The organism is Enterobacter sp. R-25, assembly GCF_049913205.1.
In the GTDB taxonomy this organism is placed as follows: domain Bacteria; phylum Pseudomonadota; class Gammaproteobacteria; order Enterobacterales; family Enterobacteriaceae; genus Enterobacter; species Enterobacter ludwigii.
The window spans coordinates 283,057-303,860 of the sequence record NZ_CP183982.1 but is presented as its reverse complement, the minus strand read 5'-3'; the positions used below and the strand labels follow the sequence as shown (position 1 = coordinate 303,860).

The 20,804-nt window shown below is 54.8% G+C and carries 21 protein-coding genes; 4 read left to right on the top strand and 17 right to left on the bottom strand.

Going from position 1 to position 20,804, the window contains the following annotated elements:
• Positions 1-52: 52 nt before the first annotated feature.
• The gene (locus tag ACN9MQ_RS01435) at positions 53-1,453 is read right to left on the bottom strand and encodes a sensor domain-containing diguanylate cyclase (RefSeq protein ID WP_244047595.1); all 1,401 of its coding nucleotides are present in this window, start codon (positions 1,451-1,453) and stop codon (positions 53-55) included.
• A 489-nt stretch (positions 1,454-1,942) separates the two neighbouring features.
• Between ACN9MQ_RS01435 and ACN9MQ_RS01430 the strand changes: the two genes are divergently transcribed.
• The gene (locus tag ACN9MQ_RS01430; RefSeq protein ID WP_020882839.1) at positions 1,943-2,224 is read left to right on the top strand and encodes a YjcB family protein; all 282 of its coding nucleotides are present in this window, start codon (positions 1,943-1,945) and stop codon (positions 2,222-2,224) included.
• Between the two features lie 63 nt (positions 2,225-2,287).
• On the opposite strand, the gene ssb1 is transcribed toward ACN9MQ_RS01430, so the two are convergent.
• Positions 2,288-2,815: a single-stranded DNA-binding protein SSB1 gene (ssb1, locus tag ACN9MQ_RS01425; RefSeq protein WP_020882840.1), complete on the bottom strand. Its 528-nt coding sequence runs from the start codon at positions 2,813-2,815 to the stop codon at positions 2,288-2,290.
• 251 nt (positions 2,816-3,066) lie between these two features.
• On the opposite strand from ssb1, the gene uvrA reads away from it, so the two are divergent.
• Positions 3,067-5,889, top strand: coding sequence for an excinuclease ABC subunit UvrA (gene uvrA / locus ACN9MQ_RS01420; RefSeq protein WP_014168220.1), 2,823 nt, complete (start codon positions 3,067-3,069; stop codon positions 5,887-5,889).
• 3 nt (positions 5,890-5,892) lie between these two features.
• Here the strand turns inward: uvrA and ACN9MQ_RS01415 are convergent, their stop codons facing one another.
• From ACN9MQ_RS01415 to dnaB, 8 genes are all read right to left on the bottom strand, one after another.
• The gene (locus ACN9MQ_RS01415) at positions 5,893-6,246 is read right to left on the bottom strand and encodes an MmcQ/YjbR family DNA-binding protein (protein ID WP_426021606.1); all 354 of its coding nucleotides are present in this window, start codon (positions 6,244-6,246) and stop codon (positions 5,893-5,895) included.
• A gap of 2 nt (positions 6,247-6,248) precedes the next feature.
• Positions 6,249-6,665, bottom strand: coding sequence for a secondary thiamine-phosphate synthase enzyme YjbQ (locus ACN9MQ_RS01410; RefSeq protein ID WP_014168218.1), 417 nt, complete (start codon positions 6,663-6,665; stop codon positions 6,249-6,251).
• A 113-nt stretch (positions 6,666-6,778) separates the two neighbouring features.
• Positions 6,779-7,492 (bottom strand): acid phosphatase AphA, encoded by a 714-nt coding sequence (gene aphA / locus ACN9MQ_RS01405; RefSeq protein WP_426021605.1) that lies wholly within the window; start codon positions 7,490-7,492, stop codon positions 6,779-6,781.
• A gap of 253 nt (positions 7,493-7,745) precedes the next feature.
• The gene (tyrB, locus tag ACN9MQ_RS01400; protein WP_032679391.1) at positions 7,746-8,939 is read right to left on the bottom strand and encodes an aromatic amino acid transaminase; all 1,194 of its coding nucleotides are present in this window, start codon (positions 8,937-8,939) and stop codon (positions 7,746-7,748) included.
• A gap of 75 nt (positions 8,940-9,014) precedes the next feature.
• The gene (locus tag ACN9MQ_RS01395) at positions 9,015-10,025 is read right to left on the bottom strand and encodes an AAA family ATPase (RefSeq protein WP_014168214.1); all 1,011 of its coding nucleotides are present in this window, start codon (positions 10,023-10,025) and stop codon (positions 9,015-9,017) included.
• Positions 10,022-10,579 carry a nicotinamide riboside transporter PnuC gene (gene pnuC, locus ACN9MQ_RS01390; RefSeq protein WP_426021604.1) on the bottom strand — a complete coding sequence of 186 codons (558 nt, stop codon included), beginning with the start codon at positions 10,577-10,579 and terminating at the stop codon, positions 10,022-10,024. The genes ACN9MQ_RS01395 and pnuC overlap by 4 nt, the downstream gene beginning before the upstream one ends.
• 22 nt (positions 10,580-10,601) lie before the next feature.
• Positions 10,602-11,681 (bottom strand): alanine racemase, encoded by a 1,080-nt coding sequence (gene alr / locus ACN9MQ_RS01385; protein WP_426021603.1) that lies wholly within the window; start codon positions 11,679-11,681, stop codon positions 10,602-10,604.
• A gap of 16 nt (positions 11,682-11,697) precedes the next feature.
• Positions 11,698-13,110: a replicative DNA helicase gene (dnaB, locus tag ACN9MQ_RS01380; RefSeq protein ID WP_008503375.1), complete on the bottom strand. Its 1,413-nt coding sequence runs from the start codon at positions 13,108-13,110 to the stop codon at positions 11,698-11,700.
• A 66-nt stretch (positions 13,111-13,176) separates the two neighbouring features.
• Here dnaB and ACN9MQ_RS01375 point away from each other — a divergent pair, with 66 nt between their 5' ends.
• Positions 13,177-14,160 (top strand): quinone oxidoreductase, encoded by a 984-nt coding sequence (locus tag ACN9MQ_RS01375; protein ID WP_014168211.1) that lies wholly within the window; start codon positions 13,177-13,179, stop codon positions 14,158-14,160.
• A 185-nt stretch (positions 14,161-14,345) separates the two neighbouring features.
• On the opposite strand, the gene pspG is transcribed toward ACN9MQ_RS01375, so the two are convergent.
• The 4 genes from pspG to ACN9MQ_RS01355 form a co-directional block, all read right to left on the bottom strand.
• Positions 14,346-14,588 carry an envelope stress response protein PspG gene (pspG, locus tag ACN9MQ_RS01370; RefSeq protein ID WP_020882842.1) on the bottom strand — a complete coding sequence of 81 codons (243 nt, stop codon included), beginning with the start codon at positions 14,586-14,588 and terminating at the stop codon, positions 14,346-14,348.
• Between the two features lie 136 nt (positions 14,589-14,724).
• On the bottom strand, positions 14,725-15,720 hold the full coding sequence (gene dusA / locus ACN9MQ_RS01365; protein ID WP_104440757.1) for a tRNA dihydrouridine(20/20a) synthase DusA: 996 nt from the start codon (positions 15,718-15,720) through the stop codon (positions 14,725-14,727).
• 82 nt (positions 15,721-15,802) lie between these two features.
• Positions 15,803-17,062, bottom strand: a complete 1,260-nt coding sequence (gene traF / locus ACN9MQ_RS01360) for a conjugal transfer protein TraF (protein ID WP_426021613.1) — start codon at positions 17,060-17,062, stop codon at positions 15,803-15,805.
• Positions 17,063-17,283: 221 nt separating this feature from the next.
• Positions 17,284-17,772 carry a cupin domain-containing protein gene (locus tag ACN9MQ_RS01355; RefSeq protein ID WP_032679386.1) on the bottom strand — a complete coding sequence of 163 codons (489 nt, stop codon included), beginning with the start codon at positions 17,770-17,772 and terminating at the stop codon, positions 17,284-17,286.
• 115 nt (positions 17,773-17,887) lie between these two features.
• Between ACN9MQ_RS01355 and zur the strand changes: the two genes are divergently transcribed.
• The gene (gene zur, locus ACN9MQ_RS01350) at positions 17,888-18,400 is read left to right on the top strand and encodes a zinc uptake transcriptional repressor Zur (protein WP_014168206.1); all 513 of its coding nucleotides are present in this window, start codon (positions 17,888-17,890) and stop codon (positions 18,398-18,400) included.
• A gap of 48 nt (positions 18,401-18,448) precedes the next feature.
• Here the strand turns inward: zur and ACN9MQ_RS01345 are convergent, their stop codons facing one another.
• The 3 genes from ACN9MQ_RS01345 to lexA form a co-directional block, all read right to left on the bottom strand.
• Complete coding sequence (locus tag ACN9MQ_RS01345; RefSeq protein ID WP_014168205.1) at positions 18,449-18,658, bottom strand: CsbD family protein; 210 nt, start codon at positions 18,656-18,658, stop codon at positions 18,449-18,451.
• A gap of 119 nt (positions 18,659-18,777) precedes the next feature.
• On the bottom strand, positions 18,778-20,115 hold the full coding sequence (dinF, locus tag ACN9MQ_RS01340) for an MATE family efflux transporter DinF (protein WP_063925901.1): 1,338 nt from the start codon (positions 20,113-20,115) through the stop codon (positions 18,778-18,780).
• A gap of 63 nt (positions 20,116-20,178) precedes the next feature.
• The gene (gene lexA / locus ACN9MQ_RS01335; protein ID WP_014168203.1) at positions 20,179-20,787 is read right to left on the bottom strand and encodes a transcriptional repressor LexA; all 609 of its coding nucleotides are present in this window, start codon (positions 20,785-20,787) and stop codon (positions 20,179-20,181) included.
• Positions 20,788-20,804: the final 17 nt, after the last annotated feature.

The window sequence follows — 20,804 nt, the reverse complement described above, 5'->3', positions numbered from 1 at the left end:
ACGGCAACATGACATTTTATGCTATTTACTCGCGCGTATTTTGTTTTTTGATTTATAAATAATCAGCAGCCACCACCGTTTTCCCCCGACCCGTACGCTTGGCGTCATATAATGCTTTATCGGCACGCATCAGTAATCCTGAAGTATCGCGTTGGCCCTGGCAGACCTCCACCGCCCCGGCGCTGAATGACAGCACCAGCTTTTTCTCTCCCACCACGAGCGGGTTGGTTTTGAGGGCAGTACGTAGCCTCGCCGAAAAAAGGGCGCCCGCGTTGCCGTCGGTTCGTGCCAGCAGGAGTAAAAACTCCTCGCCGCCCACACGGCCAAGCGCAGCGTTCTCGGGGCTTAACTCACGGATAGCCTGGCAAAAGTGGATAAGCGCCCGATCGCCCACCTGATGCCCCCACCGATCGTTGATCTGTTTGAAAAAATCAAGGTCAAACATGAGCACGCAAAAATGGCTGTCAGCATCCTGCCTGGCATTTGCCGCCAGCGCGGATTCCAGCTGCTGTAAAATGGTTGAACGGTTAAAACACCCGGTAAGATCGTCCGTGGTGGCTTTCACTTCCAGTTGCTGTTCGGCTTTTTTACGCTCGGTAATATCAAGCCCGATATTCAGGACTGAGCTGTCCGGCAGCAGAATGTTTGACCACAAAACCGTCAACGGCGTACCGTCTTTACGCAGTGGATGCCACTCGTACATATCCTTTAGCGGCGAGACATTTACCGACTCCCTGACCCGTCGCCGCTCTTCCGGGTCGGGGTAAAACAGTGAGAGCGGATCGGCATGGGCGCTGATCTCCGCCATTGTCCAGCCAAACACTTTTTCACACTCAGCATTCCACAGCACGCAGCGGTTAAATTTATCGAATGAGTTCATTAAAACAGGCGCTCGTTCAAACAGGGTTTTATATTGGGTCACCACACGCTGCATTTCCTGCGCTGTTTTTTCACGAACGATAATTTCTGAAAAATAGTCTTTTAATTTTTCGACCAGCACCGCAACAATACTTTTCAGGATGGCCAGAGAATATAACGGCTCAGCAAACGCCAGAAAGAAATAGCCGCTGCCTTGTCCGTTATGGGTTGAAAGCTTGCATAACACCCCGCTTTGCAATTGCGAATAGCCAGGATGATGAGCGGAGAATAATGCGCGGCCGATATTCTCTTTCCAGTAGACGACCCGCCACGCACGGTGATGCTTCTCCAGCAGGGTACCGGCAAGAAAATCGGCCACCTCAAATGAGTGACAGGTCACTTCCCCCGCACAGACCACGCGCTGTAGCCCGTCAGTATAAACGCTAATCCAGGCCAGGCTTGCCCCAAAGGCCCGGTTGATCGTCTCAAGCATCTCGCCCAGCGAACAATGGGCGTGAAGCTGGGGCATCAGATCTGCCAGCGCATGCAACGCCCGCAGGCTGTCATTAACAATCTCACGTCGTTTTTCTTTCATTTTTTTCGCAGATTATTAAGCGTTAAATCGGACGCAACTTTCTTCAGATTCAAAAATCGGCGAGCCAGAGCAGGATGCTGAATATCAACACAGCTGGAGTGCGAGACGTTGTGTGTAATTAAAAACGTACAAAGAGAAAAAAACCAATAAAATTCAAAAACCTGAATTATAGAATGCGAGTAAATTTATTTATCCACTCAAGCATAATCCAAAGGGTTGTTGCTGTAAACGTTCTACAGCACACCTCAATTTGCAGAGGTTTTGTTATCTCAATGAATTTATTACCTGGAAGCGATAAAAGGGGGTCATTAGCGTGCAAAGATATATTTTCCCCTCAATCCTCGTGCGACGCCTGGCTGTGATAATTCCTGCTTTTTTCACCCGTCTGAGGCTGGCGAATAAATCAACAAATGTGATATAGTTCACACATATTGTGTAACGAGAAACACTGTTTCATTCAGTTCGTCTGTTTTGTTGAGGATGGGTTTTATGGCAACCATTACTACCAGCATGGTTCTCCTGCGCTGGCCTTTGTTAAGTGCGGTGCTGATGTTCCTGGCCAGCACGCTAAACATTCAGTTTCGTAAATCTGACTATGCTGGCCTTGCTGTCATCAGCACCCTGTTGGGGTTGGGCGCAGCATGCTGGTTCGCAACGGGCCTGCTTGGCATCACCCTGCTGGATCTCGCTGCCGTCTGGGAAAATATTAAAGTGGTCATGGTGGAAGCCATGAGCCATACCCCGCCAGACTGGCCGATGGTGATTACCTGATCCCTGAGATGAATAAAAAAACCCAGACCGAGGTCTGGGTTTTTTGTTTTAAACCGTCGGATATCAGAACGGAATATCGTCGTCGAAGTCCATTGGGGGTTCGTTAGACGGTGCTGGCGCGGACTGCTGCTGTGGGCGAGACTGCGCGCCACCGCTGAACTGGTTGCCGCCCTGTGGCTGCTGAGGCTGACCCCAACCGCCCTGCTGCTGCTGACCGCCACCTGCTGGTGCGCCACCGCCCTGACGGCCACCGAGCATCTGCATGGTGCCACCCACGTTGACCACAACTTCCGTGGTGTACTTCTCAGCGCCGGCTTGATCGGTCCATTTGCGGGTACGCAGTTGGCCTTCAATATAAACCTGAGAACCTTTACGCAGATACTCACCAGCCACTTCCGCCAGTTTGCCAAACAGCACAACGCGGTGCCATTCGGTCTGCTCTTTCATCTCACCGGTCGCTTTATCACGCCAGGATTCGGAAGTAGCCAGCGTAATGTTGGCAACTGCGCCACCACTCGGCATGTAGCGTACTTCCGGGTCCTGGCCCAGATTACCGACGAGAATCACCTTGTTTACGCCTCTGCTGGCCATGTTCGTGTCTCCTGAATACGTTTCTTAATAGTGTAAACGCGCGAGTGTACCATTTCCACGCTGCAATTTGCATAGTTGCGTAGTCGGTTCCGAAATCTCTCGCGAACTCGACATTGTTACACAGTGAATCAGAAAATGCATTCCAATACTGTATATTCAAACAGGTCATTTTGTGTCATAATTAGCCGTTTCTGACAGCCGTTTGTCCTTCAAACAAACCAGGCAATCCGTGTTCCAACCGGGAAAGGTGAATGGATAAGATCGAAGTTCGGGGCGCCCGCACCCACAATCTCAAGAATATCAACCTCATAATCCCTCGCGACAAACTCATCGTCGTGACCGGGCTTTCGGGGTCTGGCAAATCCTCACTGGCTTTCGACACTTTATATGCCGAAGGACAGCGTCGTTACGTGGAGTCACTTTCTGCATACGCACGTCAGTTCCTGTCACTGATGGAAAAACCGGATGTAGACCATATTGAAGGGTTATCACCTGCTATCTCCATTGAGCAGAAATCCACCTCGCATAACCCGCGTTCAACGGTTGGTACGATTACCGAAATTCATGACTACCTGCGTCTGCTGTATGCACGCGTGGGTGAGCCGCGCTGCCCGGATCACGACGTCCCGCTGGCCGCGCAGACCGTAAGCCAGATGGTGGATAACGTGCTGTCGCAGCCGGAAGGTAAACGCCTGATGCTGCTGGCGCCCATCATTAAAGAACGTAAGGGCGAGCACACTAAAACGCTGGAGAACCTGGCAAGCCAGGGCTATATCCGCGCCCGTATCGACGGCGAAGTGTGTGACCTGTCGGATCCGCCTAAGCTGGAGCTGCAGAAGAAGCACACCATCGAAGTGGTGATTGACCGTTTCAAAGTCCGTGACGATCTGGCGACCCGCCTGGCCGAATCCTTCGAAACCGCGCTGGAACTCTCTGGCGGTACGGCCGTGGTCTCCGATATGGATAACCCGAAAGCGGAAGAGCTGCTCTTCTCCGCCAACTTTGCCTGTCCGATTTGTGGTTACAGCATGCGCGAGCTGGAGCCGCGTCTGTTCTCGTTCAACAACCCGGCGGGCGCCTGTCCGACGTGTGACGGGCTGGGCGTACAGCAATATTTTGACCCGGACCGCGTGATCCAAAACCCGGAGCTGTCGCTGGCTGGCGGTGCGATCCGCGGATGGGATCGCCGCAACTTCTACTATTTCCAGATGCTGAAGTCGCTGGCAGAGCACTATAAATTCGACGTCGAAGCCCCGTGGGCCAGCCTGAACCCGAACGTGCACAAAGTGGTGCTGTTCGGTTCCGGCAAAGAGAACATCGAGTTCAAGTACATGAACGATCGCGGTGATACCTCCGTGCGCCGTCACCCGTTTGAAGGGGTGCTGCACAATATGGAGCGCCGCTACAAAGAGACCGAATCCAGCGCGGTTCGCGAGGAGCTGGCGAAGTTTATCAGCAACCGTTCCTGTGCGACCTGTGAAGGTACGCGTCTGCGCCGTGAAGCTCGCCATGTGTTTGTTGAAAACACGGCGCTGCCGACCATCTCAGACATGAGCATCGGTCACGCGATGGACTTCTTCAACAACCTGAAGCTCTCCGGCCAGCGCGCGAAAATCGCGGAAAAAGTGCTGAAAGAGATCGGCGATCGTCTGAAGTTCCTGGTGAACGTCGGCCTGAATTACCTGACGCTTTCCCGCTCCGCAGAGACCCTCTCCGGTGGCGAAGCTCAGCGTATCCGCCTCGCGAGCCAGATTGGCGCAGGCCTGGTCGGCGTGATGTATGTGCTGGATGAACCCTCAATCGGCCTGCACCAGCGTGACAACGAGCGTCTGCTCGGCACGCTTGTCCACCTGCGTAATCTCGGTAACACGGTGATTGTGGTTGAGCACGATGAAGACGCGATCCGCGCCGCTGACCACGTTATCGATATCGGCCCGGGCGCTGGCGTACACGGCGGTCAGGTGGTCGCGGAAGGAACGTTGAAAGATATTATGGCGGTGCCGGAGTCATTGACCGGCCAGTACATGAGCGGCAAGCGCAAGATTGAAGTGCCGAAACAGCGTGTACCGGCGAACCCGGAAAAAGTGCTGAAGCTGACCGGCGCCCGCGGCAATAACCTGAAAGATGTGACGCTGACGCTGCCGGTTGGGCTGTTTACCTGTATCACCGGCGTATCCGGTTCCGGTAAGTCGACGCTGATCAACGATACGCTGTTCCCGATTGCGCAGACGCAGCTGAACGGCGCGACGCTGGCCGAACCGGCGCCGTACCGTGACATCCAGGGGCTGGAGCATTTCGATAAAGTGATCGATATCGATCAGAGTCCAATCGGGCGGACTCCGCGTTCCAACCCTGCCACCTATACGGGCGTGTTCACACCCGTACGTGAACTGTTTGCAGGTGTGCCGGAAGCGCGTTCACGCGGGTATACGCCAGGACGTTTCAGCTTTAACGTGCGCGGCGGACGCTGTGAGGCGTGCCAGGGCGACGGGGTTATCAAGGTTGAGATGCACTTCCTGCCGGATATTTACGTGCCGTGCGACCAGTGCAAAGGCAAACGCTATAACCGCGAAACGCTGGAGATTAAGTACAAAGGCAAAACCATCCACGAAGTGCTGGATATGACCATCGAAGAGGCGCGTGAGTTCTTTGACGCGGTCCCTGCGCTGGCGCGTAAGCTGCAGACGCTGATGGATGTGGGCCTGACCTATATTCGTCTGGGGCAGTCTGCCACCACGCTGTCTGGCGGTGAAGCACAGCGCGTGAAGCTGGCGCGTGAGCTCTCCAAACGCGGTACCGGCCAGACGCTGTACATTCTCGATGAGCCGACCACCGGTCTGCACTTTGCCGATATCCAGCAGCTGCTTGATGTTCTGCATCAGCTTCGCGATCAGGGCAACACGATTGTGGTCATTGAACACAACCTGGACGTGATTAAAACCGCGGACTGGATTGTCGATCTCGGCCCGGAAGGCGGCAGCGGCGGCGGTGAAATCCTCGTCTCCGGTACGCCAGAGACCGTTGCAGAGTGCGAAGCCTCGCACACCGCGCGCTTCCTCAAACCGTTGCTGTAATTGTCACACGGAGAGTTGCTGTCGGGTCGCTTCCGGCAGCAGCTCTACCGCCTGCTGATAAGACGCGTCCACCAGATAGTAAATTTGCGAACCCGGCAGTGAACCGTCGAGATAAACGGTGCTCCAGTGCGCTTTGTTGAGATGCTTGCTTGGCCGGACGTCATGGTGCTGCTGGCGTAACAGCTCCGCCAGTTCCGGGCTGGTTTTCAGTGACGCCGCCGGGCGACCCTCAACCTCTTTCACCATCGCAAACAGAATATCCCCCACTTTAATCTGCGTGGCTTTCCAGTCGCTGTGAACGCTCTGCTCCGCGCCAGGTTTACTCATGCAGTACTGAATTAGCTCCGAAATTGTCATCTTTATTCCCCTTGTAGCGTTGCGATAATTTTACGCGAACCACCGTGAATACGATGTTCTCCCAGCCAGATCCCTTGCCACGTTCCCAGCAGTAACCGACCATTGTGCACCGGCAGCATCAGCGATACGCCCAGCAGAGAGGATTTGATATGCGACGGCATGTCATCTGCTCCCTCATAGTCGTGTTCATAAGGGGCGTTGTCCGGAACGGTTTTGAGAAAATGCTGCTCCATGTCAGACCGGACGGTGGGATCGCAATTTTCATTAAGCGTGAGAGAGGCTGACGTGTGCTGAAGCAGCAGATGCAGTAACCCCGTCCTGATGCGCGAGAGGTCGCGAATTTGCCCAATGACTTCATCAGTCACCAGATGAAATCCACGAGGTTTCGCGCTTAAGGTCAGGGTCTGTTGATACCACATGTGCTGCTCCGTTATGAAAGATGAATCTTTCTAAGTGTGCAGCAAGAAAGCGAAAGGTAAAACCCACAGCGACGAGATTTGATTAAAAAAGAGGCAACCTCGCCGCCCGGCGGTTAATACTCAGAATTAACAATCACTTCTTCGCCAAACTTTCCGGCCATGGGCAACGGTCGATACGTAGAGTTTGAGGCGCGTAACACCCTGATCCCTCTGGCTCCGACGTCATACGCGGCGGTGATATCGTTATCTGAATCGCCATAGAAGACTTTGATGTTCTTCTGTTCCAGCCATTGGGTTTTGGTGTTTTGGCCAGGTTTGTCGCCGGCAAAAATAACCGGATTCATGCTGGAAGCCGGGATCTGAAAATCATCCTGCAGCGTTTTAGAGACGGTTTCGGTTTTGGTCTGGCTGCGTCCGGTCACAAAGTAAATGCTGTCACCGCGTTTAACGTGCATGGCGATAAGCGCGCGCGCCACCTCTTTAGGAATGCTGAACTCGTCCCAGCCGTTATTCATCTTTTCCCAGAACTCGGGGTTCTTCAGATACGCTTCGCTGTCCGGTGAGTAGGTTTTTTTGCCCCGCCAGAATCCCGGGCTGGAAAACAGGACCGTATCGTCGATATCAAAGCCTACAGCCATTGGCGGGCGCCCTAACAGGCTATTTTCGATTTGGGCTACGGATACCCAGTGAACAGGTGCTTGCTCGGCAAGCATGGCGGCTGTTGTGCCGGTGTAAAGCGGCGTCGGTGCGGAAGCGCGCGCGACGACGGCACTATTTAGCGAGAACAATAAGCAGGCGGCGCTGAGCGCCAGTGTGATCTTGCGCATGTTTTCCCCTGAATATTCAGTTTGTTATCGTTTTATTTTGAGTGAATGGTCAAAAAACTATCCGACCATAACCCCGGGGGGAGATGAAGGGAAGGAGTTTTTACTTATGAAGCTGAATAAAAAGAAGAAGATCACAAAGCGCGGATGAGGTCTGAAAGCCCGGTAGACGCAGCGCCACCGGGCAAGATTTTTGTGCGTCCTGATGCTCTCACTCGGCCCTCTCCCGCAGGGAGAGAGGGATGATAGTGAGTGCTTACATCACTGCAGCAAACGCCTGCGCAACACGATGAACGTTGCTGGCATTAAGCCCCGCCACGCACATACGGCCGCTGGAAATCAGGTAGACGCCGAACTCTTCACGCAGGCGATCGACCTGAGCCGCGCTGAGGCCGGTGTAGCTGAACATCCCGCGCTGCTTAAGCAGATAGTCAAAATTATGCCCTGGGACGGCCTCTTTCAGCACGTCGACCAGCTCCTGACGCATTGTCAGGATGCGCTTGCGCATAGATTCCACTTCGGCGAGCCACGACGCTTTCAGCCGATCGTCACCCAGCACCGTGGCGACTACCTGCGCACCAAAGTTTGGCGGGCTGGAGTAAATGCGGCGCACGGTCGCCTTCAGCTGACCGAGCACACGCCCGGCCGCTTCAGCGTCCTCACAGACCACTGACAGGCCGCCGACGCGCTCACCGTACAGGGAGAAGATTTTTGAGAACGAGTTGCTGACCAGCGCAGGCAGTCCGGCGCTGGCAACGGCGCGGATAGCGTAGGCATCTTCTTCCATGCCCGCGCCAAAGCCCTGATAGGCGATGTCGAGGAAGGGGATCAGGTTACGCGTCTTCAGCACGTCGATTACCGCATCCCACTGGGCATTAGTCAGGTCTGCACCGGTCGGGTTATGGCAGCACGGATGTAGCAGAACAATACTGCGCTCCGGAAGCGTATTCAGTTTTTCCAGCAGCGCGTCAACACGCACGCCGTTGGTTTCGCTGTCAAACCACGGATAGGTCTGCACCGTAAAGCCCGCGCCCTCAAAAATCGCCACGTGGTTTTCCCACGTCGGGTCACTGACCCACACGCCAGAATCCGGGAAGTATTTTTTCAGAAAGTCAGCGCCAACTTTTAATGCGCCCGAGCCACCCAGCGTCTGGATGGTCGCCACCCGTTTTTGTGTCAGCACGGCGTGATCGGCACCAAACAGCAGCGGCGCAATGGTGTTGCGGTAGCTGTTTAACCCTTCCATTGGCAGATAGAGCGAGGCTCCGTGCGGGACGGCGTTAAGACGCGCTTCCGCTTCTGCTACGGCTTGCAGCTGAGGAATAATGCCCTCCTCGTTGTAATACAAACCAATACTGAGGTTGACTTTGTCGCTGCGAGGATCTTCTTTGAAACGCTCCATTAAGGAGAGAATGGGGTCGCCGGCATAGGCGTCAACTTTCTGAAACACGCGATGATTCTCCGGAATTCGATGAGGCAGGGATTTCAACAATAAACCGGATATGACAGAAGATCGAGAGCGATATCAGATCCGTTCCTGCAGATGTCGTCGAATCTGTTCAATGCGTTCAGCAAGCGAACCAGAAACAGGCAGATAGGGGATATTTCTGTCAGTTAACGCGCGGATGTACCATGCCTGTTGTCGCTGGCGGAATGCAGCCCCCTGACGGGTACCATCCTGAACAAAAGGAAACTCATCGCCACAGAGCACCACCAGAGAATATGCGCGCCCGGCTAATTCCTCTAGCTCGCGTGGCGCGCTGCCAAACTGGTCGAGCATATAAAACAGCGTTGTTAAGGGCGAGGTATCGCAAACCAGGAAGGGAGCCGTGCTGGCCATCGCTTCACGACGCACCTGCTCGCGGGCAATATGCAGCAGATCGTCGCATCCCAGCACGCCGTTCTTCTCTTCCCAATATTCTCGGCCAAACTCGGCGACAAATGGGGCGTTGAGCGTCGTCGCCAGTGCGCGGGAAAGCGTGCTTTTTCCTGTCGATTCGCCCCCTAATAAACAAATCCGAAAGACAAAGCTACGGTAGACCTCCGGGGACATCATCGTGCGGTAGCGATGGACGTCAGAACGTATCAGGGTTCCCGAGGGCGCATCAGGCCCTTTCGGACGCTGGAGGCGGACATGCGTAACCTGCTTGCCAAAACGCTGGCTTAACACCGCCGCAAATCCGTCGCCGTAGTCTTCGGCGGTAAATACGGCCTGCGGCTGGCAGTGAAGTATTTTTTCACACAGCGTTGCCACGTAATGCCGGTGAAGATCGGCATCCGCATCATTATGCGGCAGTGGTTCAAGCGCATGGGTCGCGATGACCTCCGGCGTCAGCACAAGGTGATGACATTGCGGGAAGCGCGCGCTTAACCAGTGAAGGCGCTTGTCGGGGTCATAACCCGGGATTTCCGGACGCGAATAACTGATGATATAGACCGTCTCACACTGGGCCAGCGCAGCATTTATCAGCGCTTCATGCCCCACATGTAATGGCGCGAATTTGCCCACAACCAGACCGTCGCAATAAGGCTTCACTGGGTGCGAATCTCCTTACGCCACTGATATAAACCGTGCCAGGCATTAAACCAAAACACCAGATATAAACCCGCGGTCAAATGCAGATCTCTCATCGCATATAACGGGACCGCCAGCGTGTTTACAGCCAGCCAGACGTACCAGTTCTCCAGGCGTCGCCCCATTAACATAAACTGTGCAAGCACGCTGAATGTCAAAATAACGGAGTCCACCCAGGGGGCCCAGGCGTTAGTGTAGCGATGCAAGATCAGGCCATAAATCGCGGCCACCAGCAGGGCGCAGGCGAGCAGGATGAAGAAATGTCTGAGCCGGGTACGCCGAACGGGCAATACCTCCCCGCGATGACCTTTGAGCCAGTGCACCCAGCCGGTGATGCTGGTGATGATGAAAAAGAGCTGCAGGGTAACGTCTGCGTAAAGCTGAACCGAATAAAAGACCCAGCCATAAAGCCCACTGCCGATGATGCCTATCCACCACGTGTGAATACTGTTTCTGGCAGCCAGCCAGACCGAGAGGGCATAAGCCAGACAAGCGGCCATTTCGGATGGTGACATTACCCCTCCCTGGAAAGGTCTGTTAGTCGATGTACTTCATCGCAATCCTTGATGTCAGGCGCGTGATAAGTTCGTAAGCACTCACTTTTGTGATTTCAGCGATGCGTTCAACAGGCAAACCCTCACCCCACATCACCACGTCATCACCCGGTTTATCCTGTGCATCTGGTCCGAGGTCAATACAGATCATGTCCATCGCCACGCGGCCCACGATGTTCGCTTCACGGCCATTGACCAGCACCGGCGTGCCGGAAGGCGCGGCACGGGGATAACCGTCGCCATAGCCCATCGCCACCACGCCAAGGCGTGTGTCGCGCTCGCTGGTCCAGGTTCCGCCGTAGCCCACGGGCTCACCCGCTTTGTGATCGCGCACGGCAATCAGGTTAGACACAAGGGACATTACCGGCTGGAAACCAAAATCCGGCCCCCAGGGTCTGTTCTCCAGCGGAGAGACGCCGTAAAGAATAATGCCTGGACGCGCCCAGTCGAAGTGCGACTGCGGCCACAGCAAAATACCGCCAGACGCGGCAATGGAGCGCATTCCTGGCTTGCCTTCGCAGAAAGTATTAAAAATATCCAGCTGCTGCTCGGTCGCGCCACACTCGGGCTCATCGGCACGGGCAAAGTGGCTCACGATATTCACCGGCTGACGGACGTTTTTGCACTGACACAGACGCTGATAAAACGCGTCCGCCTTTTCCGGGCGCACGCCCAGACGGTGCATGCCGGTATCGAGCTTCATCCAGACGGTGACCGGCTCACTCAGCTCGGCGGTTTCCAGCGCCGCGAGTTGTTCTTCGTTATGTACCGCGGTGTGCAGATGCTGGTCAGCAATGGTCGGCAGATCTGCCGCTTCAAAAAAGCCTTCCAGCAGCAAAATCGGTTGAGTGATCCCACCCGCGCGCAGGCGGATGGCTTCTTCAAGACGGGCGACGCCAAAGGCGTCGGCATCGGGGAGCGTTCGCGCGGTCTCAATAAGACCGTGTCCGTAAGCGTTCGCTTTCACGACTGCAACGAGTTTACTGGCGGGAGCCAGTTCACGCAGACGTTGCAGGTTGTGTCGCAGAGCGCGGCGGTTAATGACTACAGTTGCCGCTTGCATTTGAATTCCTTAGAAATTACTCATCATCATATTGAGGACCGGCGTAGTTGTCGAAACGCGACCACTGTCCGTTAAAGGTCAGACGTACCGTACCGATAGGGCCGTTACGTTGTTTACCAATAATAATTTCGGCGATCCCTTTCAGGTCGCTGTTCTCGTGATAAACCTCATCACGGTAGATGAACATGATTAAGTCGGCATCCTGCTCGATGGAGCCCGATTCACGCAGGTCGGAGTTGACCGGGCGCTTATCAGCACGTTGTTCCAGGGAGCGGTTAAGCTGTGACAGCGCCACCACGGGCACATGCAACTCTTTGGCTAACGCCTTGAGCGAGCGGGAAATCTCCGCGATTTCCAGCGTACGGTTGTCGGACAGCGACGGCACGCGCATCAGCTGAAGGTAGTCAATCATGATAAGGCCAATGCCGCCATGTTCACGGGCGATACGGCGCGCACGGGAGCGCACTTCCGTCGGCGTCAGGCCGGAGGAGTCATCGATATAAATATTCCGTTTTTCCAGCAGGATACCCATGGTGCCGGAGATACGCGCCCAGTCCTCATCGTCGAGCTGGCCGGTACGGATACGGGTCTGATCCACGCGTGACAGCGACGCCAGAGAACGCATCATGATCTGTTCTGATGGCATCTCAAGACTGAAGATAAGAACTGGCTTGTCCTGCAGCATCGCCGCATTTTCGACGAGGTTCATCGCAAATGTCGTTTTACCCATGGAGGGACGCGCCGCGACGATAATCAAATCCGACGGCTGCAGACCCGCGGTTTTCTTATTGAGATCGTCATAGCCGGTGTTCACGCCGGTGACACCGTCGTGCGGCTGCTGGAACAGTTGCTCAATACGCGCGACGGTAGCATCAAGCACATCAGCGATATTTTTCGGGCCTTCGTCTTTATTTGCCCGGCTTTCCGCGATTTTAAAGACGCGGGACTCGGCCAGATCAAGCAGGTCTTCGCTGGTACGCCCCTGCGGATCAAAACCGGCTTCGGCGATCTCATTCGCCACCGAGATCATCTCACGAACAACCGCACGTTCGCGCACAATATCGGCATAAGCGCTGATATTCGCCGCACTTGGCGTGTTTTTTGACAGTTCCGCCAGGTAAGCAAACCCACCCACGCTGTCCAGTTGCCCCTGACGCTCCAGCGATTCCGCGAGCGTGATAAGGTCAATCGGGCTGCCCGACTCCTGCAGACGTGCCATTTCGGTAAAGATATGACGGTGCGGACGGGTATAGAAATCCTCGGACACCACGCGCTCGGCGACGTCGTCCCAGCGTTCGTTATCCAGCATTAAACCGCCCAACACCGACTGTTCCGCTTCAATCGAGTGCGGCGGGACTTTTAATCCTGCGACCTGGAAATCACGCTCGCGAGGTTCAGTCTGTTTGTTGAAGGGTTTGTTTCCTGCCATAGTGAATGGAGTTACCGAGATAAAGAGTGGGTCGAAAGATTACCATATTTTTCTGACGGAGGGAGCATGGCAACGCGCATTGAATTCCAGAAACATGGTGGGCCAGAAGTGTTAAACGCGGTGGAGTTTACCCCCGCAGCGCCTGGTGAAAACGAAGTTCAGGTTGAAAACAAAGCCATCGGCATTAACTACATCGACACCTATATTCGCGGCGGTCTCTATCCGCCTCCCTCCATGCCAAGCGGACTGGGAACGGAAGCGGCAGGCGTCGTGCTCAAAGTGGGCAGCGCCGTTAAGCATATTAAAGAGGGCGATCGCGTGGTGTACGCGCAATCCGCGCTGGGTGCCTACAGCTCCGTGCACAACGTGCCAGCCGATAAAGCCGCCCTTTTGCCAAATGCCATCTCGTTTGAACAAGCGGCCGCCTCATTCCTGAAAGGGCTCACGGTCTATTATCTGCTGCGCAAAACCTATGAGATCAAACCTGACGAGCAGTTCCTGTTTCATGCCGCGGCGGGCGGCGTGGGGCTGATCGCCTGTCAGTGGGCCAAAGCGCTCGGTGCAAAACTTATCGGCACGGTGGGCAGTGCACAAAAAGCCCAGCGCGCGCTTCAGGCCGGCGCCTGGCAGGTGATTAACTACCGTGAAGAGAGCATTGCTGAGCGCCTCAAAGAGATAACCAACGGCAAAAAGGTGCGCGTGGTTTATGACTCGGTGGGTAAAGATACCTGGGAGGCGTCGCTGGACTGTCTGCAGCGTCGCGGTCTGATGGTGAGCTTCGGCAACGCCTCGGGCGCCGTGACCGGCATTAATCTTGGCATTCTCAACCAGAAAGGGTCGCTGTATGTGACTCGCCCTTCCCTGCAGGGGTATATCACTAACCGGGAAGAGCTGATCGAGGCCAGCAACGAACTCTTTTCGCTGATCGCCAGCGGCGTGATTAAAGTGGATGTGGCGGAGGCGCAGAAATACGCGCTAACCGATGCCAGGCGTGCACATGAGGTGCTGGAGAGCAGAGCGACACAGGGTTCAAGTCTGTTAATTCCCTGACCCCTAAAAAGAAATTGGGCTTCCCGTGGGAAGCCCTTTCTTTTTTTTAGTTCGGCTGTATGTAGGGTACAGCTCGATGAATTCTTTAGCGGCAGTCATAGTGACAGATTCGATAAGTAAATCCTATTCTGTTCTAAGCAATGCTGCCGGAAAAGTTGCAGGTATGTGACGAACACCTCAATACCTTAGTAACGAAAACGGTTATTGCGCTGATAAGTGGGCAGTTTTGGTGATTTAATCGCCCGTATTACCCACACCACGGCAATGGCCAGCAGCAGCCACGGCAGGAGCTTCAGCGTCAGGGCAAATAATCCCCCGATAAACATGACCACCGTCGCCACGACGATAGCCGCCAGAATCCCGAGCAGGGAAATCCCCGTCATCATCAGCATGACAAAAAAGCCAATCACAAAAAGTAGTTCTAACATGGTGCTCTCCCATGCGTTCCCAAATGATACCGCGATCATTACAAGAATCATGCCAACCATAACCCGCTGTTCTTAAAGCAAAACGCCCCGCACGGGTGTGCGAGGCGTGGTGAATTTGACGATCTTTTAGCGAAAATTATCGCTTATCAGCGACCAGACGTAGCGCGTGTTCCAGCACCTCGATATCTGCACCGGCTTTATGCGCGTTCTCGCTAAGGTAGCGACGCCACTGGCGTGCTCCCGGGATCCCCTGGAACAGGCCCAGCATATGACGGGTGATATGACCAAGGTACGTCCCGTTACTCAGCTCACGCTCAATGTAGGGATACATGGCGCGTACCACGGCCACCGGGTCGGTATCTGCGCCTTCAACGCCAAAGATTTCCCTGTCGACCGTCGCCAGAATGCCTGGATTTTGATACGCCTCGCGCCCGACCATTACGCCATCCATATGCTCCAGGTGTGTTTTGGCCTCTTCCAGCGATTTAATGCCGCCGTTGATCGACATCGTGAGCTGCGGGAAGTCACGTTTTAGCTGGTACACGCGCGGGTAGTCCAGCGGCGGGATTTCACGGTTCTCTTTCGGGCTAAGTCCGGAGAGCCAGGCTTTACGTGCATGGATGATAAACATCTCGCACTCGCCTTTGCCGGAGACCGTATTGATAAAATCGCAGAGAAATTCGTAGCTGTCCTGGTCGTCAATGCCGATACGGGTCTTGACCGTCACCGGAATGGAAACCACATCGCGCATCGCCTTGATGCAGTCTGCCACCAGCGATGCATTGCCCATCAGACACGCGCCGAACATGCCGTTCTGCACACGATCGGACGGACAGCCAACGTTAAGGTTAATCTCGTCATAGCCGCGCGCTTCTGCAAGCTTCGCACACTGCGCCAGCGCAGCGGGATCGCTACCGCCAAGCTGCAGCGCAACCGGATGCTCTTCTTCGCTGTAGGCCAGATAGTCGCCCTTTCCGTGAATAATTGCTCCGGTGGTCACCATTTCGGTGTACAGCAACGTATGGCGGGAGAGCTGACGCAGGAAGTAGCGACAGTGTCTGTCCGTCCAGTCGAGCATCGGCGCAATGGAGAAACGGTATGCAGGGAAAGCAGTCTGTAATTCTGACGACATGGCGAAGTTTTAAGCATCTGGTGAAAAGGGGGCGCTACTATAGCACAAAGAAAAGCCGGAGGCGCAGCGCCTCCGGTGCACTTTAGAAGGTCATGCTCAGCTGGGCGCCTGCGCCCCAGGTCTCGTCTTCACCATACAGGCCCATCAGGTCGACATGGACCGTGTTAAACGGTGCAAAACCGACACCGCCAGTAAAGACATTGCTGTCGTTACCTTTCATGTCAGCACGGAAACCCGCACGCACCGCCAGCCAGTTCAGCGGCGTCACTTCGGCGCCTACGCCAACATACTGAGAAGTGTCTTCGCTTTTGAAGCCTTTGGTTTCCGTCAGATCGCCATCGGCGGTTAACGTCACCAGATCGTTATGCCAGGCGGCACCCGCGGTAACCAGAGGGCGGATCTGGTAGGTGTCTTTATAGCTCACCACCTCCCCCGTGCGCCCGTTGCGGATGCGAATGTCTTTGGTGTCGATATCGCGTGACATCAGGTTTTGTCCGCTCACGCCGACCGTCCAGTGCTCACCAAAATCGGCCGCGATACCGGCATCAACGTTAAAGCCGGTGTCGTCAGTACGGTAGCGACTGTCGTTCCACTTGTTGCTGTCATAATCGTAAATGGAGGTGGTGTAGTTATAGACCCAGGTCTTTTGCAGTTTTGGAGTCACGCCAACAGACACCGGAACACCGCCAAGCTCGAACTGACGCGCCACCGCGATACCATAGTCGGAGACAATTGCCGCCCGGCCAGACGCCGTTGAGTTGAGGTTTTTCGTGATTTGATCGGTGCCGTTCAGCGCAGCGTCCAGTGCAACGCCGGCAGCCACCGCATCGCTGCGTTGAATACCGCGCAGGTAATCAATATCTTGCTGATCAATAGAAGAACTGACGCGTCCGTGGGCATAGCCTTTAGCCATAAAGGCCACGGAAAGGACTTCGTTAGGAATACTGACGGCTATCCCCGCACCCGCCGTGGCGCGTGCCGTTTTGCCCTTGAGATAGTCCAGCTCATCGGCGAGATCTTTCGCCGCGCCCTGGAACTGGTTGATGGAACCTAACGGGTTGGTAATGATCTCAATCGGTGTAAGGTTATCAACCACGTCTTTGTAATGGTTGATTTTATCATTGATGGTATCAATCTCATCCTGAAGATTGTCTTCATCGGTTACCTGCACGCCAGCGGACGGTAAAATAACCGTCACATCGTCGTCCGGTTTCGCCTTCGCCAGTAGCGCAGGGTTGATTAACGCCCCGCTGCCATAGTTTCCGGCCGCGACACCCGTGCCCCCCATGGCGTCGCTACGTGATTCTGTCCAGGTATTGGCTGCTCCCGCCTGATTTGCCATAAACAAGGAGACAGCGATGCTAACCACCGAAAATTTAAAATGTTTTTTCACAGTATGCTCGTCTTATAGTCTGTTATTAAATAACCCCTGTCTGTTATCTCCCAAACAGGAACGAACTATTGCTGTGAATAAGTGCAAAAAGACCCGCTATTTCCTTAAGTTAAATTCCCGCCAGGCCTGTAGTTATTTGTGACGGCCCTCAATATTTATAGAAGAGGAAATTATTTTTTCCCAGGTTTTCCATCGTGCGGTCCAAAAAACTGAGGAGGGTGGTCTACCCAGCGATCGTCGCGCGTGGCGGCGTACTCCGGATTAAGCGGGTAATAGATACGGTTATGCTTCTTGTTGGCCTCACCCACCACCAGGAGCCGTACTTCTTCGTCGGTGTTGTTGATGAAGGTATGACAGACCCCGGTTCCGGCGGGAAAGCCCACGCTGTCGCCAGGTTCAAGTTTCCATAAATATCCGTTAATCCAGGCTTCAGGGTAGCCTTCAAGCACGTAGATAAACTCTTCTTCGTCGCTTTCAGCATGTGGATAAGAGGTCCGTCGGCCTGGCGGTAAACGCTCATGGTGTATACCAATGCGTCCAAGGCCGAGCTTACGCGCCAGCGGTGCGCCAATGGAAAAACGTTCACTACTGTCGGGATAGGTTGAGTCATCTGCGCCTTCTACGTCGCGCCAGTGTCGAATACAGTCAGGTCTTTTCATCGTTTATTCCCCGGATTGCGTTGCGTCAGGTATAGCACAGCCTGGCGGATCTCGGTGTTTTTAGCAGAACATGATAAAGTGGGGGTTTTCCAGCCTATAACATCCGGGGTGCTAAATGGATAAGTCCACAAAAGAGCTGTTAGCGCAGGCAGAAAAGCTGTGCGTGCAACGCAATGTGCGCCTGACTCCGCAGCGCCTTGAAGTATTACGTTTGATGAGCCTGCAGCAGGGCGCGATCAGCGCGTACGATCTGCTTGATTTGCTGCGCGAAAGCGAGCCACAGGCTAAACCGCCAACGGTGTACCGCGCGCTGGATTTCCTGCTGGAACAGGGCTTTGTGCATAAGGTTGAATCGACAAACAGCTATGTGCTGTGCCATCTGTTCGATCAGCCAACCCATACGTCGGCCATGTTTATCTGCGATCGCTGCGGCAGCGTGAAGGAAGAAGGTGCGGAAGGCGTTGAAGATATTATGCATACGCTGGCAGCCAAAATGGGCTTTGCGTTGCGTCATAACGTGATTGAAGCGCACGGCCTGTGCTCAGCCTGCGTAGAGGTAGAAGCCTGTCGTCACCAGGATGAGTGCCAGCACGACCATTCTGTACTGGTGAAGAAAAAGCCGCGTTAACGGCAAAAGAAAAGGCGGCCCGAAGCCGCCCTCAGGGGGAGTAAAGGATTACCAGCGATAATCGTTACGGGTTTCCCAGTCTTTCACTTCGTTTTCAGCACGATCTTTCTCATAGCCGTAACGTTCCTGAATTTTACCCACCAGCTGATCGCGTTTACCTTCGATGATGGTCATATCATCATCCGTCAGCTTACCCCACTGTTCTTTCGCTTTACCTTTGAACTGCTTCCAGTTGCCGCCGATTTCGTCTTTATTCATAATCGTGTCCTCGTGTTAAGCGTCTGTAAGTTTCGTCCGCTTCGTTCTTTTCTGCTGGACGTGATTATTATTGTAGTTAAGGATCCGGCAGTTGTTTTTATATTCGGAATCTTTAACCGTCACGATATATCGTGGCGGGAAGGCAGCCAGGTGTTATTTCGCCAGTGACGATGCCAGATAAAGGCCAGCGACAGGCCACGTAACGCGAGGAAAACCGCCAGAGCCAGCCACAAACCGTGGTTGCCCAGATACGGCAGCGTCAGCAACGTCAGACCAAATCCCGCCGCAGCGACCGCCATGCTATTGCGCATCTCCGCACCTCGCGTCGCGCCAATAAACATGCCGTCCAGCAGATAACACCACACGCCCACCACCGGTAAGATTGCCTGCCAGAAGAGATAGTGACTCGCCAGTTCGCGCAGCGATGGGAGGGAGGTGAGCAAAGCAACGATCTGTTCACCCAGACAGGCGTAAATGAGTGCAAACACCAGCGCCACCAGGCCTGACTGACGACAGGCGGCCCGCCACACCTCGCGGAGCTGGCCGCTTTCGCGTGCGCCATACGCTTGCCCGGAATGGGCTTCAACGGCATAGGCAAAGCCATCCAGCGCATACGCGGTAAAGGTGAGCAGCGTCATCAGGACCGCATTAACCGCGACGATCTCCGGCCCAAGTCGCGCCCCAAAGACCGTCAGCGCGCCAAAGCAGAGCTGAAGCAGTAACGAGCGCAGCATAATGTCGCGGTTAAGCGCCAGCAGCGTGCGGATATTACCGCGCCACGCGGTTTTGAGCATCGCAAGCGAGATACCGCGCAGGGCCAGCACGCGCCAGACCATCCACAGGCCGATGAAAAAGGTACCGTATTCTGCAATTGCCGTCGCCAGCGCGGCGCCCTGCACGTTCATATGCAGACCCATCACCAGCCAGACATCAAGCACGATGTTGAGAAGATTGCCTGCCACCAGCAGAATGACTGGCGCACGGGCATACTGCACGCCGAGTAACCAGCCAAGCAGGACCAGGTTCGCCAGTGATGCGGGCGCGCTGAGCCAGCGAATTTCAAGGAAGCGTCGCGCCTGCTCAAGTACCGCCTCGCTCCCGCCAACGACATGCAGCGCCAGATCAATCAGTGGCGTGCGCAACACCACGATCAGCGCACCCGCGCCCAGGGCAAGGATCAAGGGTTGTACCAGCGCTCGCGCCAGACGCAACGGATCTTTTGCGCCGTACGCCTGAGCCGTAAGCCCGGTGGTACTCATACGCAAAAAGAGCAGCAGCATAAAAAGGAAGCTGGTTGCCGTCGCGCCGATCGCGACGCCGCCCAGATAAACGGGGGAATCCAGATGACCAATAACAGCCGTGTCTACCAGACCCAGCAGAGGGACGGTGATATTGGAAAAAATCATTGGCAGTGCAAGACGCCACAATGCCTTATCTGATGTCGTCAGCAGTGACATGAAAAATACCGGCAGTGGAGATTGAATCAGGCTACGGCAGGTCCGTAGCCTGTTATGACATGATTACAGCCATTCACCGTTGCGGATAACCCCAACAGCCAGCCCTTCAATAGAGAAGTTATGTTCGCGGAGATCCACCACAATCGGGGAGAACTCGTTGTTTTCAGGCAGTAACTGGACGGTGTTACCCTGCTTTTTCAGACGCTTAACGGTAACTTCATCGTCAATACGCGCGACCACAACTTGCCCATTGCGCACGTCCTGGGTTTTATGAACTGCGAGCAGATCGCCGTCCAGAATACCGATATCTTTCATCGACATGCCGCTGACGCGCAGCAGGAAATCTGCGCTCGGTTTAAACATGCCCGGGTCAACCTGGTAGTGACCTTCAATATGCTGTTGTGCCAGCAAAGGTTCACCTGCCGCGACACGGCCCACCAGCGGAATGCCTGTCTCTTCTTCCACCAGCAGACGGATGCCACGTGAAGCGCCCGATACAATCTCAATGACGCCTTTACGCGCCAGCGCTTTCAGGTGTTCTTCGGCAGCATTCGGAGAACGGAAACCCAGACGCTGAGCGATCTCCGCACGCGTGGGTGGCATACCCGTCTGGCCGATATGATCCCGGATGAGATCAAACACCTCTTGCTGCCTGGTCGTTAACGCTTTCATTCCGCCCCCTGGGTGTA

Coding starts and splice junctions, on each gene's coding strand:
- ACN9MQ_RS01435 (WP_244047595.1), bottom strand. CDS start 1,453: ATGAAAGAAAAACGACGTGAGATTGTTAATGACAGCCTGCGGGCGTTG.
- ACN9MQ_RS01430 (WP_020882839.1), top strand. CDS start 1,943: ATGGCAACCATTACTACCAGCATGGTTCTCCTGCGCTGGCCTTTGTTA.
- ssb1 (WP_020882840.1), bottom strand. CDS start 2,815: ATGGCCAGCAGAGGCGTAAACAAGGTGATTCTCGTCGGTAATCTGGGC.
- uvrA (WP_014168220.1), top strand. CDS start 3,067: ATGGATAAGATCGAAGTTCGGGGCGCCCGCACCCACAATCTCAAGAAT.
- ACN9MQ_RS01415 (WP_426021606.1), bottom strand. CDS start 6,246: ATGACAATTTCGGAGCTAATTCAGTACTGCATGAGTAAACCTGGCGCG.
- ACN9MQ_RS01410 (WP_014168218.1), bottom strand. CDS start 6,665: ATGTGGTATCAACAGACCCTGACCTTAAGCGCGAAACCTCGTGGATTT.
- aphA (WP_426021605.1), bottom strand. CDS start 7,492: ATGCGCAAGATCACACTGGCGCTCAGCGCCGCCTGCTTATTGTTCTCG.
- pnuC (WP_426021604.1), bottom strand. CDS start 10,579: ATGTCACCATCCGAAATGGCCGCTTGTCTGGCTTATGCCCTCTCGGTC.
- alr (WP_426021603.1), bottom strand. CDS start 11,681: ATGCAAGCGGCAACTGTAGTCATTAACCGCCGCGCTCTGCGACACAAC.
- dnaB (WP_008503375.1), bottom strand. CDS start 13,110: ATGGCAGGAAACAAACCCTTCAACAAACAGACTGAACCTCGCGAGCGT.
- ACN9MQ_RS01375 (WP_014168211.1), top strand. CDS start 13,177: ATGGCAACGCGCATTGAATTCCAGAAACATGGTGGGCCAGAAGTGTTA.
- pspG (WP_020882842.1), bottom strand. CDS start 14,588: ATGTTAGAACTACTTTTTGTGATTGGCTTTTTTGTCATGCTGATGATG.
- dusA (WP_104440757.1), bottom strand. CDS start 15,720: ATGTCGTCAGAATTACAGACTGCTTTCCCTGCATACCGTTTCTCCATT.
- traF (WP_426021613.1), bottom strand. CDS start 17,062: ATGGCAAATCAGGCGGGAGCAGCCAATACCTGGACAGAATCACGTAGC.
- ACN9MQ_RS01355 (WP_032679386.1), bottom strand. CDS start 17,772: ATGAAAAGACCTGACTGTATTCGACACTGGCGCGACGTAGAAGGCGCA.
- zur (WP_014168206.1), top strand. CDS start 17,888: ATGGATAAGTCCACAAAAGAGCTGTTAGCGCAGGCAGAAAAGCTGTGC.
- ACN9MQ_RS01345 (WP_014168205.1), bottom strand. CDS start 18,658: ATGAATAAAGACGAAATCGGCGGCAACTGGAAGCAGTTCAAAGGTAAA.
- dinF (WP_063925901.1), bottom strand. CDS start 20,115: ATGTCACTGCTGACGACATCAGATAAGGCATTGTGGCGTCTTGCACTG.
- lexA (WP_014168203.1), bottom strand. CDS start 20,787: ATGAAAGCGTTAACGACCAGGCAGCAAGAGGTGTTTGATCTCATCCGG.